This is a genomic window from Sphingopyxis sp. (assembly GCF_035565275.1).
Taxonomy (GTDB): domain Bacteria; phylum Pseudomonadota; class Alphaproteobacteria; order Sphingomonadales; family Sphingomonadaceae; genus Sphingopyxis.
Window position 1 is genome coordinate 1 of sequence record NZ_DATMST010000235.1, and the last position, 16,054, is coordinate 16,054.

Sequence of the window (16,054 nt, forward strand, 5' to 3'; positions counted from 1 at the left end):
ACCTGCGCCACGTCGAGAAGCGCTGCTCGCGCACGGGCAGGTTTTTGTCGCGGCGGCGACCGAGACGATGTTTACTGCGGCATCGGACGCACTCGACGGGATGCGTGGCGACCTGTCGGAAATCGAGGCGCGGCGCGGGGACGCCTTCATCGCGAGCGCGCTCGGCCGCCGCCGCATCTATCAGAATGAGTGCGCGGGCATTTATTACCCCTTCCTGCCCGCCGACGAATTTTTCGATCGCGGCCATTTCCCATGGTTCGCCGAAATCGAGGCGCAAACCGATGCGATCCGTGCCGAGCTGCAGGCATTGCTCGACGATCCGGGCGAGTCGCTGCGGCCCTATGTGAAGATGGACCCAGGGACGCCCGAATCGATCTGGTCGGGGCTCGACAACCGGCTCGACTGGGGGGCTTGCTTCCTGTGGGAATATGGCGAGCCCAACCAGGCGGTGCTCGATCGCTGCCCCGCGACGGCGACTGCGCTCGCCGGTATCCCGGGGGCGCGCATCGCGGGGCGCGCACCGAGCGCTTTTTTCTCGATGCTGAAACCGCATACGCGCATCCCGCCGCACACCGGCGTCACCAATACCCGCGCGATCGTCCATCTGCCGCTGATCGTCCCGCCGGGCTGCGGGTTTCGCGTCGGCGGTGAAACCCGGGAATGGAAGGAAGGCACGGCGTTCGCCTTCGACGACACGATCGAGCATGAGGCGTGGAACGACAGCGACGATTTGCGTGCGGTGCTGATCTTCGACGTCTGGAATCCGCATCTGACGAGCAGCGAGCATGAACTGCTGCGGCGTTATTTCGCATCGGCCGACGGATCGGGTTATGCGGTCCCGCGCTGACCGCGCGCCAGACTGTCCGTCCTTTGCGAAATTCAGCTTTGCGAAAGCCCGTGCGACCAATATGATGCGCCATCGAGGCTGCGGGCGGGGGCCCGCGGTAGGAGGATTGCCATGAAGACCAGCTTGTCCGCTTTTGTCGCGGCCGCCCTGATCGCCGCACCCGCGGCCTTTGCTGCCGAAGCGACGCCCGCCGATCGCGCACCGCCGGAAAAGGCGCCGTCGGCGATGACGCCGACCGAGATCAAGGCGTATAATGAAGGGCTGCCGCAGACCCATCCCTATTATATCAAATGCCGCAAATCGGTCGAAATCGGCTCGCTGGTGAAGAAGAACCGCGTCTGCCACACCAATGAGCAATGGAAGGTCGCGCTCGAGAAGGGCAGCACCAGCGCGCGCGAGACCGCCGAAGCAATGCAGAGCAAGGCCGGCAACAGCTCCAACTGAACGCTGCCTGGAACCCTTTATGGGAGGATCGGATGCGTAAGATCGCGAGTTTGGGAATTCTTATAGGTCTGTCGGCGGCTTCGGCCGCGGTTGCGAGCGAGACCGAAGCGCCGTTCGCGCGCGTACCGTCGGAAATGACGGGCGAGGAGATCGACGCCTATAATATGGGGCGCGCCGCGAATGCTCCCGACTATATCCGCTGCCGCCGCATCGAGCAGATCGGCTCGCTGGTAAAGAAGCTGCGCGTCTGCAACACCAATGCCGAATGGCGGCGCATCACCGACAAGGGCAATCAGGATGCGCGCGATACGCTGGAAGCCGTTTCGCGCAGTTTCAACAACGGACAGGAACCGCGCGATCAGGCGGAGCCGCTGATCGGCCGACCACGATAGGGAAAGGGCGGCATTTCTGCCGCCCTTTTGTTTATGCCGGCGCGAGTTTCAGCGCCCCGTCGCCCTCGTCGACCTTGATCGCCTGTCCGTCCTTGACTTCGCCCTTCAGGATCAGGTCGGCGAGCGGGTCCTGCAGATATTTCTGCACCGCGCGCTTCAGAGGCCTTGCGCCATACACCGGATCATAACCGACGCGGCCGAGCCACGCGCGCGCGGCATCGGTCAGGTCTAGCGTGACTTTGCGATCGGCGAGCAGCTTCTGGACGCGCGCGACCTGGATATCGACGATGCCGCCCATATGCTGCTGCGCGAGGCGGTTGAAGAGCACGATCTCGTCGAGCCGGTTCAGGAACTCGGGCCGGAAATGTGCGCGCACGACTTCCATGACGGCGGGTTCGGCCTGTTCGACCGGCGCGTCGTCGGGGAGCGCCGCGATCGCCTGGCTGCCGAGGTTCGAGGTCAGGATGATCAGCGTGTTGGTGAAATCGACCGTGCGGCCCTGCCCGTCGGTCAGGCGCCCGTCGTCGAGCACCTGGAGCAGGATGTTGAACACGTCGGGGTGCGCTTTCTCGACCTCGTCGAACAATACGACCTGATAGGGCCGGCGGCGCACCGCTTCGGTGAGCGTGCCGCCCTCTTCATAGCCGACATAGCCCGGGGGCGCGCCGACGAGCCGCGCGACGCTGTGCTTTTCCATGAATTCGGACATGTCGATGCGGACCATCGCATTGTCGTCGTCGAACAGGAAAAGCGCGAGCGCCTTGGTGAGTTCGGTCTTGCCGACACCCGTGGGGCCGAGGAAGAGGAAGCTGCCGAGCGGGCGGTTCGGATCCTGAAGCCCGGCGCGCGCGCGGCGGACAGCGGTCGACACCGCGCGGACGGCCTCGTCCTGCCCGATGACGCGCTGTTCGAGCGTGCTCTCCATGCCAAGCAATTTCTCGCGCTCGCCTTCCATCATCCGGTCGACGGGAATGCCGGTCCATTTGCTGACCACCGCGGCGATGTCGTCGGCGGTGACTTCCTCGCGCAGCATCGCGTTGCCCGCGGCGGCTTCGGCGTCGGCGAGCCTTTTTTCGAGGCCGGGGATGGTGCCGTAGCTGAGTTCGCCCGCCTTCGCGAGATCGCCCGCGCGCTGCGCCTGGTCGAGCGCCGAACGCGCGGCGTCGAGCTCTTCCTTGATCTTCGCCTCGGCGTGGATCTTGTCCTTTTCGGCCTGCCATTTCTGGGTGAGCCCCGCCGACTGCTGCTCGAGGTTCGCAAGCTCGGCCTGCAGGCTTGCGAGCCGGTCCTTCGACGCGGCGTCGGTTTCCTTCGAAAGCGCCGATTCCTCGATCTTCATCTGGATGATGCGGCGGTCGAGCGTCTCGATTTCCTCGGGCTTCGATTCGACCTCCATCCGGATGCGGCTCGCGGCCTCGTCCATCAGGTCGATCGCCTTGTCGGGCAGAAAGCGGTCGGAGATATAGCGGTTCGACAGCGTCGCCGCGGCGACGATGGCCGCATCGGTGATGCGCACGCCGTGGTGCAGCTCATATTTCTCCTTGAGCCCGCGCAGGATCGAGATCGAATCCTCGACCGTCGGTTCGCCGACGAACACCGGCTGGAAGCGCCGCTGGAGTGCGGGGTCTTTCTCGACATGCTTGCGATATTCGTCGAGCGTCGTCGCGCCGATGCAATGGAGCTCGCCGCGTGCGAGCGCGGGTTTAAGGAGGTTCGACGCGTCCATCGCGCCCTCGCCCTTGCCGGCGCCGACGAGCGTGTGCATCTCGTCGATGAACAGGATGATCTCGCCCTCGGCAGCCTTCACATCGTCGAGCACGCCCTTGAGCCGCTCTTCGAACTCGCCGCGATATTTGGCGCCCGCGATCAGCGCGCCCATGTCGAGCGACAGAAGACGGCGGTCCTTCAGGCTGTCGGGAACGTCGCCGTTGGTGATGCGCAGCGCAAGGCCCTCGGCGATCGCGGTCTTGCCGACGCCGGGTTCGCCGATCAGCACCGGGTTGTTCTTGGTACGGCGCGCGAGGATCTGGATCGTGCGGCGAATTTCCTCGTCGCGGCCGATCACGGGATCGAGTTTGCCTTCGCGTGCGACTTCGGTGAGGTCGCGGGCGAACTTCTTGAGCGCTTCGTAACGATCTTCCGCGCCGGCGGTGTCGGCGGTGCGCCCGCCGCGCAGATCGTTGATTGCGCTGTTGAGTGCATCAGCCTTGACGCCGGCATCGGAGAACGCCTTGCCAACGGGGGTCGATGGCGCGAGCACCATTGCGAGCAGCAGGCGTTCGACGGTGACATAGCCGTCGCCTGCCTTGCTTGCGACCTGTTCGGCCTGATCAAGCAGGCGCACCGCATCATTGTCGAGGCCCGGCGTTTGCTGCGCGCCCGACCCCGATACGGCGGGAACCTTGGCAAGCAGCGAGTCGATGCCGGCGACCGCGCGCACGGCCTCGCCCCCGCTCTTCGCGATCAGGCCCGCGGCCATGCCTTCATTGTCTTCGAGCAATGCCTTGGCGATATGCTCGGGCGAAATCCGCTGGTGGTTCATGCGGATCGCGATCGTCTGCGCCGCCTGCAGGAAGCCCTTGGCACGGTCGGTAAATTTTTCGAGGTTCATTCAGAAAGCCCCTTTCTCTGTCTGAGAGATAGTGTTGCCAATATACAACACAAGGGGCTTTCCCCCCCTACTCGCCGGACCGCGCCAATTGATCGAGCAGTCGGACGCCGAAGCCCGTCATCCCCTTGGGAACGAGCGGTGCTGCCTTGTCGTTCCGCATCACCCCGGCGATGTCGAGATGTGCCCAAGGCGTCGCCTCGTCGACGAAGAAGCCGATGAAATGGGCACCCAGACTGGCGCCCGGACCGTCGCTGCCGCTGTTGCGGACGTCGGCGATGTCCGATTTCACGCGCTCGGCGAAATTCTTGTGGAGCGGCAGGCGCCACACTTCCTCGCCGCTCGCGGTGCCCGCGGCGACAAGGTCGGCGGCCAGCTTGTCGTCGCGCGAGAAGAGCCCGGCATATTGGTCCGACAATGCGCCGACGACCGCGCCGGTCAGCGTCGCGATATTGACGATGGCGCGCGGCCGGTATTCGCGGGCGACATATTCATTCGCATCGGCGAGGACGAGGCGGCCTTCGGCGTCGGCGCTGAGAATTTCGATCGTCTTGCCCGACATTGTCCGCACGATATCGCCGGGGCGCTGGGCATTGCCGTCGGGCATGTTTTCGGCGAGCGCCGCAACCGCGACGACATGGACGGGCGCGCGCGACTTCGCGAGCGACAGCGCCGCGCCCATGACCGATCCTGCGCCCGACATATCGGCTTTCATATTGGCCATTCCGGTGTTGGGCTTGATTGAGAGGCCTCCTGAATCGAAGGTTATTCCCTTGCCGACGATCGCAAGCGGCGCGTCGGGCGATCCGGCGCCGCGGTACCGGACCAGCATCATGCGCGATCCGCGCGGGCTGCCCTGTCCGACGCCAACGATGCTGCCCATGCCGAGCTTGCGCATCGCGGCCTCGTCGAGCACTTCGATGCTGACGCCCGCGACACCCGCGAAAGCCCTGCGCACCTCGGCAACGAAAGTTTCAGGGTAGATGACGTTTGCCGGCTCGTTGGCGAGATCGCGCGACAGCCTGACTCCGTCGGCAAGCGGTTTCCCGCGGCCGGTGAAGGCCGCCTCGGCGGCGGCGGGATTCGCGCCGACCAGCGTCACCGCGCCGGTTGCCGGCACCTTCCTGCCCACCGTCTGATAGCGGTCGAAACGATATTGGCCGAGTGCGAAGCCATAGGCGACATCGGCGGCCGAGGTGTCGCCGAACGCGCCAGCGACCGCCACCGGACGGGCTTCGCTTTTCAGCTCCTGTGCGGCCTTGCCGCCGGCTTCGGCGAGAGCGAGCGACGAAGGCGTGGCGCCCGCGCCGACGAGCAGGATGTGCGGATGCGCGCCGATCCCGCGCAGCGACAGCGTCGAGCCCGGCTTGCCTTCGAATCCGGCTGCGGAAATCGCCGCGGTGACCGCCTGACGTTCGGCGGCGCCGAGCGCGATGCCGTCGAGCGGCGGAAGCACGGCGTCGGTCATCACGACCACGAGCGCGGCACCGGCGGGCGCATCGGCGGCGAAGGCAATCGCCCGTTCGGCGCTGTTCGCCGTCGTCGCGGGAACGACGCCCGAGCCGGCGATATTTTGCGCCATCGCGGACGGCGCGATCGCGAGCGACAGGCAAGCGGACAGGAGCAGGCTCTTCATGCGCATGGTTCGATATTCCCCGTTGTTCAATGACCTGACCCTTGCATAGCGGCGCACGCCTCGCCAGCAAATCCGCCTCGACGAACGACAGTCGCTTGCCATCGGACGACATGGCCGCCACAAGTCGCGCGGACAGGCGTAAGAGGACCAACGATGCTGCGACGGATTTTGCTGGGCTTCCTGTTGCTGCTGGTCCTGACCGCGGCGTCGCTTGCCTTATGGGAGCCGCTGACCGCCGAGGCGCCGGCGGCGCCCGCGTTCAAGCCGGCTGACGTTCGCATCGCGCGCGACAAGTTCGGTGTGCCGCATATCTTCGGCAAGACCGACGCCGACGTCGCCTATGGCGTTGCTTACGCCCACGCCGAGGATGATTTTTCGACATTGCAGGAAGTGCTCGCGATGACGCGTGGGCGCGCCGGCGCGATGCTCGGCGAGGATGGCGCGAAGATCGATTATGCCGAGGCGCTGCTCGGCGTCCGCGCGACGACGGCGCGCGACTGGCCGCGCCTTCCCGATGATGTGAAGGCGCTGTTCACCGCCTATGCGGCGGGGCTCAACCATTATGCCGACAAGCATCCCGGCGAGGTGCGGCTGTCGGGGCTGTTCCCGGTCAGCGGCGAGGACGTCGTTGCGGGTTTCGTGCTGCGCTCACCCTTTTTCTTCGGGCTCGATTCGGTGCTCGGCTCGCTCGTCGAGGGCAAGGAGCCGGGACGCGAGGGAGGCCCTGCGCTCGACGCCACCGGCAAGCTCGTCCCGCGCGAGCTGACTCCGGTCGGCCGCGACCCTGCCGACAACGGGTCGAACGGCATCGCGGTCGCGCCCGCGCGCTCGACCGACGGCGCGACGCGCCTCGTTTCGAACTCGCATCAGCCGTGGACCGGCGGCGTCGCCTGGTACGAACTCGTCGTCCACAGCCAGGAGGGTTGGGATTTCGCGGGCGCGAACTTCCCCGGCTCGCCCTATCCCTTCCTCGGCCACAATAAATATCTCGGCTGGACCAATACGGTGAACCGGCCCGACCTGATCGACGTCTACAAGCTGGTGCTCGACGACAGCGGCGAAAACTACCGCTTCGACGGCCAGTGGCGGCCGCTCGAACAGGAGCGCGTATGGCTGAAGGTCAAGGTCGGGCCGTTCGTGCTGCCCGTGCCGCGCACCGTCTACCGGTCGGTCCACGGGCCGGTGGTGAAGAATGAAAAGGGCGCCTTTGCGATCCGCTATGCCGGCATCGATCAGGCGAATATGGTCACCCAATATTACCGGCTGAACAAGGCGAAAAGTTTCGCCGAATGGCGCGCCGCGATGGCGGGGCAGGGCGTTCCCGCGACCAATTTCATTTACGCCGATGCGAAGGGCAATATCGGGCTTTTCTACAATGCGATGTTCCCCGACCGGCAGCCGGGATTCAACTGGCGCGGCGTGCTGCCCGGCGACACGTCGGCGGATTTGTGGACGAAGACGCTGCCGTTCGACCGCGTGCCTGCGCTGGTCAATCCGCGCTCGGGCTATGTCATGAACGCGAACAACACGCCGTGGGTCGCGGCGGGTCCGGGCGACGAACTCGACGCGGCGGCTTTCTCGCCGCTGCTCGGGATCGAGGACGATATGACCAATCGCGCGACGCGGCTGATCGAGCTGTTCGAGGCGTCGGGACAGATCGACGAGGCGCGGCTGAAGGCGATCAAATATGATACCGCCTATGCAAGGTCGGGTTATGCGAAGGCGTGGATGGACCGGCTGCTAGCGCTCGATACGAAAGACGATCCGGCGCTTCGCGAGGCACAAAAGCTGCTGAGTCGGTGGGACTGGACGCTCGACGGCAGGGGGAAGGGCGATGCGCTCGCGCTGATGGTGCTGCGCCCGGCGAACGGCAGCCATTATCAGCGCCGCGCCGCGCCCGATCCGCGAACCGTGCTCAAAGAGACCGTCGCGCATCTGCAGGAACATTTCGGCGGACTCGACCCCAAACTCGGTACCGTGCTGCGCCTTCGCCATGGCGAAGGCCCGAACCGCGTCGACCTGCCGCTCGATGGCGGCAACGACACGGTGCGCGCGTCGACCCTGTGGGATGCCGAGCCGGACGGGCGGCTCAAGGTCCGCCACGGCGACAGTTTCATCATGTTCGTGACATGGGACGGGAATGGCCGCGTGCGGTCGGAATCGATCCAGCCGTTCGGATCGGCGACAACGCGGCCCGACAGCCCGCATTATAACGATCAGGCGCCGCTGTTCGTGGCGCACAAGCTGAAGCCCGTGCTGTTCGATCCGGCGGCGTTGAAGGCGAGCGGAGCGCGCTTCTATCGGCCTTGAAAGCCGGGATTTGCTGTCCTAAACCGTTGATACAGTGCTGTCCGGCACCCGCTCTTCGGCAGGCATTTGCGTGCCTGCATCTTTATCCAAGGGGATGCCCATGTCGCGTTTCAACCGTTTCGCCCTCGCCCTGGCGGTGACCAGTTCGCTCGTCGCCGCGGGGCCCGCGCTCGCCAAGGCGAAGGTGGCCGCTCCGGCGCCGATCGCCGATCTGGTGAAGGCGGTCGACATTCCGTACGAAGCCTTCACGCTTGACAACGGCCTTCGCGTGATCGTGCACGAGGATCGCAAGGCGCCCGTGGTGGCGGTGTCGGTCTGGTATCGCGTCGGGTCGAAGCACGAGCCCAAGGGCAAGACGGGCTTTGCGCACCTGTTCGAGCATCTGATGTTCAACGGATCGGAAAATGCCCCCGGTGATTTTTTCGAGCCGCTGCAGCAGGTGGGCGCGACCGATTTCAACGGGACGACCTGGCTCGACCGCACCAATTATTTCGAAACCGTGCCGACCGCGGCGCTCGATCGCGCGCTGTTTCTCGAAAGCGATCGCATGGGGCATCTGCTCGGCGCGGTGACGCAGGAAAAGCTCGATAACCAGCGCAGCGTCGTCCAGAATGAAAAGCGCCAAGGCGACAACAACCCTTATGGGCTGTTGTGGTACGAGATTCAGGAGAATCTGTTTCCCAAGGGCCATCCCTATCATCACAGCGCGATCGGCTCGATGGCCGATCTCAATTCGGCGAGCCTCGCCGACGTGAAGAAATGGTTCACCGACAACTATGGTCCGAACAATGCCGTGCTCGTGCTCGCGGGCGACGTCGATGTCGCGACCGCGAAAGCCAAGGTGCAGGAGTGGTTCGGCGATATTCCGCGCGGAGCTGCGGTTCCGGCGCCTGCGACGTCGGTGCCGACGCTGCCGGCCCTGCTGGCGAAGGAGGTCAAGGACCTGATCCCGACGACCCGCATCTATCGGATGTGGACGATCCCCGGTCTCAACGACGCCGAGTCGGTGCCGATGCAGATGGCGATGAGCGTATTCGGCGGGTTGTCGTCGTCGCGCCTCGACAATGCGCTGGTGCGCAAGGACCCGATCGCCGTGAGCGTCGCCGCGGTCACGCAGCCGTTCGAGGATGCGGGCATCGTGCTTGTCCAGGCTGACGTGAAGCCCGGGGTCGAACCCGCGCTCGTCGCGAAGCGGCTCGACGAGGAGATCGCGAGCTTCCTGGCGACGGGGCCGACGGCTGACGAGTTGCAGCGCGCGGCGGCGAGCTATCTGGGCGGGACGATCACGGCGCTCGAATCGGTGGGCGGCTTTGGCGGGAAAGCCGTCACGCTGGCCGAGGGTGCGCTCTATTCGAACAATCCGGCCTATTATAAGGTCGAGCTCGACCGGATGGCCAAGGCAACGCCCGAGCAGGTCAAGACGGTCGCGCAGAAGTGGTTGTCGCGTCCAGCCTTCGCGCTGACCTACACGCCGGGCGAGCGTACCGAAGGCGGCGAGAATCGCGGCGGCGCGGTGGCGGCAGGCAAGGCGGACATAAGGTTCGGACCGCACCATTACTGGAATCCCGCGCTGGGCGACACCGGTCCCGACACGGGCGGTCCGATCTCTTTCGCCGATCGCTCGAAGCTTCCGGCCGTCGCGGATCTGACCGCGCTCGACTTTCCCGCGATCGAACGTACGAAGCTGAAAAACGGGGTCGAGGTCGTCTTCGCGCGCCGAACGACGGTGCCGACGGTGAATGTCGCGGTCAGTTTCGATGCCGGCTATGCCGCCGATCCGCGCAGCGCGCTCGGCACGCAGTCGTTGATGCTCAGCCTGATGGACGAAGGCACCACCAGTCTCGATTCGATCGCCTTCGCCGAGGCGAAGGAGCGGCTCGGGGCGCAGATCGACGCGACCGCGAACGCTGACGAAACGGTTTTCAGCCTGTTCGCACTGAAGCCCAATCTCGGCGCGTCGCTTGGCCTGCTTGCCGATTATATCCGCAATCCGGCGTTCGACGACAAGGAACTGGAGCGCGTACGCGCGCAACAACTCAACCGGCTGAAGGCCGAGATGAACAATCCGAACGCGATCGCATCACGGGTGTTGATGCCGGTGCTGTATGGCGCCGACCACCCCTATGGCATCCCCCCATCGGGGCTGGGCGATGCCAAGGCGGTGACCGCGGTCACGCGCGACGAGCTCGCGGCATTTCACGCGACGTGGATCCGGCCCGACAATGCGCGCGTCTTCGTCGTCGGCGACACGACGCTCGCCGAGGTGAAGAAGCAGCTCGATGCGACGCTGGGCCAATGGAAGGCCCCGGCGACAGCGAAGCCGGTCAAGCATTTCGAGATCGCGGTTCCGGCGCCGAAACCGCGCGTCCTGCTGTTCGACCGTCCCAAGTCGCCGCAGTCGGTGATCCTCGCCGGGCGGGTGCTGGACGCGAAGGGCGGCGACGAACTCGAGGAGCTGCGGTCTGCGAATGACATCTTCGGCGGCAATTTCCTGTCGCGCTTCAACATGAACCTGCGCGAGACCAAGGGCTGGTCCTATGGCGTACGCACGCGCATATCGAGCGACAAGGACCGCATCGCGTGGGTCGCCGCGGCGCCGGTTCAGGCCGACCGCACGGGCGATTCGATCAAGGAACTGCAGACCGAACTCAAAAGCTTTCTCGGCACGAAGGGCGTGACCCCCGAAGAGCGCGAATGGAGCATCAACGGCAGCGTGCGCGAATTGCCGGGCAGTTTCGAGACCTCGGGCGATGTGCTGGGCGGGATACGCAACATCGTCAAGTTCGGCCGGCCCGACACTTATTACGAAACGCTCCCCGCAACCTATGAAGCGATGACTCCCGCCGAAATCGATGCGGCGGCGCGCAAGGCGCTGCGTGTCGACGATCTCGTCTATGTCGTCGTCGGCGACGCCGCGGTCGTGAAACCGCAGCTTGACGGATTGGGTTTGCCGGTGGAAACGGTGTCTCCCGCTAATTAACATCAGTTTCAGTAGGAGAGTTTCGATGTCGCAGGTTGATGGCAGCTATGATTGCGTTACCAAGTCGCCGATGGGCGACCAGAAGTCGGTTTTTACCGTGAACAGCAATGGCGACGGCTTCACCGGCCAGAACGCCGGCGCGATGGGTTCGCTCGATGTCGAGAATGGCAAGGTCGACGGCAACAAGCTGACGTGGACGATGAACATGAAGGTGCCGATGCCGATGACGCTCGAATGCGAAGCCACGATCGACGGCGACGCGCTGACCGGCACGATCAAGGCCGGTGCGTTCGGTTCGATGGCGATGACCGGCACGCGCCAGGGCTGAGCCAGACAGGCCGAAAAATAGCGAAGGGCCGCCCGCCTTCCCGAAAGGGGAGGCGGCGGCCGCCCTTTTGCTTTGCATAGCAATGCCCTTTCGCCTTGGGGGCTATCCAAAGCAGCGGCATGGGCGCATAGGCTGCTGCCATGCACAAACCGGCCCAATCCCCCCAACGGAGCCTGCCGGGCGACCGTGAGATGGTCGTCATGATGGCGATGGTCATGGCGCTCAATGCGCTCGCCATCGATTCGATGCTGCCCGCGCTGCCGGCGATCGGCGAAGCGCTGGGCGTCACCGTGGCCAACGACCGTCAGCATGTCATCTCGGTCTACCTGCTCGGTATCGGATTCGGCTCGCTGCTCTATGGCCCGCTGTCGGACCGGTTCGGACGCAAGGGCGTCCTCGTTCCGGCGCTGTTCGCCTATCTGGCGCTGGCGATCGGCTGCGGGCTCGCGACGAGCTTTGCGATGCTGCTCGTCCTGCGTTTCATCCACGGACTGGTCAGCGCCGCGCTCGGCGTCGTGGTCGTCGCGGTGATCCGCGATCTGTTCGCGGGCGATGCGATGGCGAAGCGGCTGTCGCTGATCTTCCTCGTCTTCATGATCGTGCCGATCATCGCGCCGACGATCGGCGCCGGAATCGCCGCCGTCGCGGGCTGGCGTTCGATCTTCATCGTGCTCGCGGTGATGTCGATCGTCATGCTGCTGTGGCTTCGCCGCCTTCCCGAGACGCTCGATCCCGCCGACGTGCGCCCGCTCGATCTGCGCACGATGATCGCGGGCTGGGCGACGGTGACGCGCCACCGCCGCGCCGCGGGATATATGATCGCGTCGGGGATGATGCAGGGCGCGCTCTATGGCTATCTCAACAGCAGCGAGCAGATCATCGCCGAGGTGTTCGGCGCGCGGGCGATGTTCCCGCTGATCTTCGCCTGCGTCGCCATCGGCATCGCGATCGCCAATTTCTCGAACGCCGCGATCGTCGAACGGTTCGGCGCGCGGCGTGTTTCGCAGTCAGCGGTCTTCGCCTTCATGGCGACCTCGATCCTGCAGATCGTAGCAGCGCTGAGCGGGGTCGAGACGCTGTGGATGTTCACCGCGCTGATGATGGTCAACGTCGGCCTCGTCGGGTTCATCGGCAGCAATTTCGGTTCGATCGCGATGGAAGATTTCGGTCACATGGCCGGCGTCGCCTCGTCGTACCAGAGCTTTGCCAAGACGCTGCTTGCGGCGACCGTCGGTGCGACGATCGGGCAGCAATATGACGGCACGACGCTGCCGCTGGCCTACGCCTTCCTGATCAGCGCGATCGTCGGTCTGGCACTCGTCTTCTGGGCCGAACGCGGCAAGCTGTTCACCCGGCCGGGAACCGCGCCGAAAAGTCCGTATTGAGGGCATATCGGCTGCAGTTGGTGGCCACCTGCTTCGGGGTGGTTGGCTGCCGCTTGGTTACCCCCGTGCACCCCGGTTTTCGCCGTGGATCGCATCTTTGACCTCGACTTCCGGTCGCTGGCGGCGGCGGCCTCAATCGATGCACCTGCCAAAAAAGAAAGGGGGCCGAAGCCCCCTTTCCCGTTTGTTCGCGCGAACCGTCAGTTGAACGACGGTGCCGGGGGAACCGGCGGCGGCGGTGCGTCCGCATCATCCTCGTGCACCTCGACATGTCCTTGGCCCACATGGCTGCGCGAGCGGCTGTAGACGAAGTAGACGACCAGGCCGACCGCGGCCCAGATCAGGAAGAGGTTGATGCTCTTCTGGTCGAGGTTGAAGAAGAGATAGAGACAGCCCGCGATCGCGATCGGCGCCGTGACATAGATCAGCGGCGTCTTGAACGGACGGTGGCGGCCCGGATCGGTACGGCGGATCACCATCACCGCGATCGACACCGCGGCAAAGGCGAAGAGCGTGCCCGAGTTCGAGATGTTCGCCAGCTGCCCCACGGGGAAGAAGGCGGCGAACAGCGCGACCGCGATACCCGTGATGATCGTGATCACGTGCGGCGTGTTGAACTTCGGATGGATCTTCGAGAAGGCGGCGGGGAGCAGACCATCGCGGCTCATCACGAAGAAGATGCGGGTCTGGCCGAACATCATCATCAAAATGACCGACGGCAACGCGAGGCCGGCGGCAAGGCCGATCAGATTGCCGATCTGCGGCCAGCCGATTTCGCGCATCGTCCAAGCGAGTGCCTCCTTCGAGCACACCACCGCCTGGTCACCGATCGCGCCGCACGCCGCAGCGAGTTCGCGGCTGCCGGGTTCGAGCGCGTGGCCCGCCGCAGCGTCGATGCCGACCGGCTGCGCGCCGACCGTGCCGATCACGCCCGCGGCGACGAGCAGGTAGAAGATGGTGCAGATGGCAAGGCTGCCGATCAGGCCGATCGGCATGTTGCGCTGCGGATTCTTGGTTTCCTCGGCTGCGGTCGAGACCGCGTCAAAGCCCACGTAGGCGAAGAAGATCGATGCTGCTGCGGCGCCGATCCCGCCGATACCGAGCGGGGCGAAGGGCTGGAAATTCTCCATGTTCATGACGGGCACGGCGAGGATGATGAAGAGCGTGAGCGCCGCGACCTTGATGACCACGAGGAACGCGTTGATCGTCGCCGATTCGCGCGTACCGATCACGAGGAGCATGGTGACGAGCCCCGCGATGAACATCGCGGGCAGGTTGATCATGCCGCCGTCGAACGGCCCGAGCACGAATTTTGCGGGTATATCTATTCCGAAACTATGCTCGATCAGGCCCACGACATAGCCCGACCAGCCGACCGATACGGCGCCCGCCGCGACGGCATATTCGAGGATCAGCGCCCAGCCGACCATCCATGCGATCAGCTCGCCCATCACGGCGTAGCTATAAGTGTAGGCCGAGCCCGATACGGGGACCATCGAGGCCATTTCGGCGTAGCAGAGCGCGGCGAAGGCGCAGACGAAACCGGCAATGATGAAGCTGATCATCATGCCCGGACCCGCCTTTTGCGCGGCCTCGGCAGTCAGCACGAAGATCCCGGTTCCGATGACGGCGCCGATGCCCAGCATCGTAAGCTGAAAGGCGCCGAGCGTGCGCGTAAGCGACTTTTTTTCCGCTGTCGCCAAAATGGCATCCAACGGCTTTACGCGGTCAAATAGCATATTCATCCCCTTGTGGGCGACTGAACTGCCGCCCCTCTCCTGGCGCGGCAGACTAGCCGCTCCGCGCGTCAGCGCAACTTAATTTCACGGGGAGGCACGCCTTACCGTACGGTAAAGCGCACGCGGTCAATCATTCGGCCGCCTGGATCAACAAGCGTAAGCATATGGACCCCGGGGCGAGGCAAGATCTGCCCGCCCGCATCGGCGTCGCCGAGCACTTTCCTGTCGAGGATCAGCCGGTATCCGGCCACCGAACCGCTGACCGTGACCGCGAGGCGCTGACGGTCGATCGGGATGTCGGGGTCGAGCGCATAGACGCTGCCGCTGACCGGGCTGGTGATGCGCGGGCGGCGTGCGGCTTGCGGCGCCGCGGCCATTTCACTTTGCGCGGTGCCGGACATGAAATATTCGCGACGCGGCGGTTCGCGAGTGCCGGGGAGCGCGACCTGACGTACTTCGACGCCCTCGGGCATCGCGGGTGGCTTGCCGGGATTTCCGGCGTGGAGCGCGAGCATTACGTCGCGCCACACCGGTGCGGCGCCCGAGGTGCCGGAGACCGCGCGCATCGAATCGCCCTCGAGATTGCCGACCCACACCGCGACGGTGAAGCGGTCGGACCAGCCGATGCACCAATTGTCGCGCATGCCCTTCGAGGTGCCCGTCTTGGCCGCGGCCCAGAAGGGAAGGCGGAGCGCGCTGTCGGCGCCGAAAGCGTCGGTGCGGGCGGAGGCGTCGGCGAGAATGTCGCCGACGATGAAGGCGGCTGCGGGATTGACGATCTGGCGCGCGTCTTCCGCTTTTTCGCCGCGGATGAAATGGACGGTGGCGTAGCGGCCCCGATTGGCGAAGGTACGGAAGGCGTTGGCTTGCTCGACAAGCGAAACTTCGGCCGATCCGAGCGCGAGGCTGAAGCCGTAGTACTCGCCGTCCTCGACAAGACCGTGGTAGCCGAGCGCCCAGAGGCGGTCGCGGAATTGCTGGACGTCGTCGATGAGGAGCGTGCGGACCGCGGGGACGTTGAGCGAAGAGGCGAGCGCCTGGCGGACGCTGACCGGTCCCTTGAAGCTGTGGTCGTAATTCTTGGGGACGTAGAGGCCCGAGGCGGTGTCGAGCTGGACCGGGCTGTCGTCGAGGATCGACGCGGCGGTGAGCCAGCCATGCTCGATGACCTGCGCGTAGAGATGCGGTTTCAGGGTCGAGCCCGCCTGCCGCCGCGCATTGGCGCCATCGACCGAGGCGGCGGTCGATTTCAAACCGACGCCCCCGACATACGCGAGCACCTCGCCGGTCGCATTGTCGAGCACGACCACGGCGCCGTCGCGCACGCGGTCGGAGCCGAGCCCCGCAAGCTGGCGGCGCAGCGCGACGATCGCGGCAGTCTGGAT

11 protein-coding genes are annotated in these 16,054 nt (G+C 65.2%); 7 read left to right on the plus strand and 4 right to left on the minus strand.

From position 1 onward, the window contains the following. From VN047_RS16080 to VN047_RS16090, 3 genes are all read left to right on the plus strand, one after another. Positions 1-847 (plus strand): aspartyl/asparaginyl beta-hydroxylase domain-containing protein (locus tag VN047_RS16080; RefSeq protein ID WP_325544409.1); only part of this gene is annotated, 847 nt, incomplete at its 5' end. 111 nt (positions 848-958) lie between these two features. Continuing rightward, positions 959-1,291, plus strand: a complete 333-nt coding sequence (locus VN047_RS16085; RefSeq protein ID WP_058537454.1) for a hypothetical protein — start codon at positions 959-961, stop codon at positions 1,289-1,291. A gap of 32 nt (positions 1,292-1,323) precedes the next feature. Next, complete coding sequence (locus VN047_RS16090; RefSeq protein WP_058537455.1) at positions 1,324-1,683, plus strand: hypothetical protein; 360 nt, start codon at positions 1,324-1,326, stop codon at positions 1,681-1,683. 31 nt (positions 1,684-1,714) lie between these two features. Here VN047_RS16090 and clpB read toward each other — a convergent pair whose 3' ends face one another. Both clpB and VN047_RS16100 read right to left on the minus strand, forming a co-directional pair. Further along, positions 1,715-4,294 (minus strand): ATP-dependent chaperone ClpB, encoded by a 2,580-nt coding sequence (gene clpB / locus VN047_RS16095; protein ID WP_325544413.1) that lies wholly within the window; start codon positions 4,292-4,294, stop codon positions 1,715-1,717. Between the two features lie 67 nt (positions 4,295-4,361). After that, positions 4,362-5,927 (minus strand): leucyl aminopeptidase, encoded by a 1,566-nt coding sequence (locus VN047_RS16100; protein ID WP_325544415.1) that lies wholly within the window; start codon positions 5,925-5,927, stop codon positions 4,362-4,364. A gap of 153 nt (positions 5,928-6,080) precedes the next feature. Between VN047_RS16100 and VN047_RS16105 the strand changes: the two genes are divergently transcribed. From VN047_RS16105 to VN047_RS16120, 4 genes are all read left to right on the plus strand, one after another. Further along, on the plus strand, positions 6,081-8,237 hold the full coding sequence (locus VN047_RS16105; RefSeq protein WP_325544417.1) for an acylase: 2,157 nt from the start codon (positions 6,081-6,083) through the stop codon (positions 8,235-8,237). A gap of 100 nt (positions 8,238-8,337) precedes the next feature. Beyond that, positions 8,338-11,217 (plus strand): pitrilysin family protein, encoded by a 2,880-nt coding sequence (locus tag VN047_RS16110; protein ID WP_325544419.1) that lies wholly within the window; start codon positions 8,338-8,340, stop codon positions 11,215-11,217. 25 nt (positions 11,218-11,242) lie between these two features. Next, entirely contained in the window at positions 11,243-11,545 is a 303-nt protein-coding gene (locus tag VN047_RS16115; RefSeq protein ID WP_325544420.1) for a hypothetical protein, read from the plus strand. Between the two features lie 140 nt (positions 11,546-11,685). Then, positions 11,686-12,930, plus strand: a complete 1,245-nt coding sequence (locus VN047_RS16120) for a multidrug effflux MFS transporter (RefSeq protein WP_325544422.1) — start codon at positions 11,686-11,688, stop codon at positions 12,928-12,930. A gap of 200 nt (positions 12,931-13,130) precedes the next feature. On the opposite strand, the gene VN047_RS16125 is transcribed toward VN047_RS16120, so the two are convergent. Beyond that, complete coding sequence (locus tag VN047_RS16125; protein ID WP_325544424.1) at positions 13,131-14,669, minus strand: amino acid permease; 1,539 nt, start codon at positions 14,667-14,669, stop codon at positions 13,131-13,133. A 101-nt stretch (positions 14,670-14,770) separates the two neighbouring features. Further along, positions 14,771-16,054, minus strand: a 1,284-nt coding sequence (locus VN047_RS16130; protein WP_325544426.1) for a penicillin-binding transpeptidase domain-containing protein, incomplete at its 5' end; no start/stop codon positions are given.

What these genes read in the sequence shown, in the direction of transcription:
- VN047_RS16125 (WP_325544424.1), bottom strand. Translation starts at nt 14,669, where the DNA reads ATGCTATTTGACCGCGTAAAGCCGTTGGATGCCATTTTGGCGACAGCG.
- VN047_RS16090 (WP_058537455.1), top strand. Translation starts at nt 1,324, where the DNA reads ATGCGTAAGATCGCGAGTTTGGGAATTCTTATAGGTCTGTCGGCGGCT.
- clpB (WP_325544413.1), bottom strand. Translation starts at nt 4,294, where the DNA reads ATGAACCTCGAAAAATTTACCGACCGTGCCAAGGGCTTCCTGCAGGCG.
- VN047_RS16105 (WP_325544417.1), top strand. Translation starts at nt 6,081, where the DNA reads ATGCTGCGACGGATTTTGCTGGGCTTCCTGTTGCTGCTGGTCCTGACC.
- VN047_RS16120 (WP_325544422.1), top strand. Translation starts at nt 11,686, where the DNA reads ATGCACAAACCGGCCCAATCCCCCCAACGGAGCCTGCCGGGCGACCGT.
- VN047_RS16100 (WP_325544415.1), bottom strand. Translation starts at nt 5,927, where the DNA reads ATGAAGAGCCTGCTCCTGTCCGCTTGCCTGTCGCTCGCGATCGCGCCG.
- VN047_RS16085 (WP_058537454.1), top strand. Translation starts at nt 959, where the DNA reads ATGAAGACCAGCTTGTCCGCTTTTGTCGCGGCCGCCCTGATCGCCGCA.
- VN047_RS16110 (WP_325544419.1), top strand. Translation starts at nt 8,338, where the DNA reads ATGTCGCGTTTCAACCGTTTCGCCCTCGCCCTGGCGGTGACCAGTTCG.
- VN047_RS16115 (WP_325544420.1), top strand. Translation starts at nt 11,243, where the DNA reads ATGTCGCAGGTTGATGGCAGCTATGATTGCGTTACCAAGTCGCCGATG.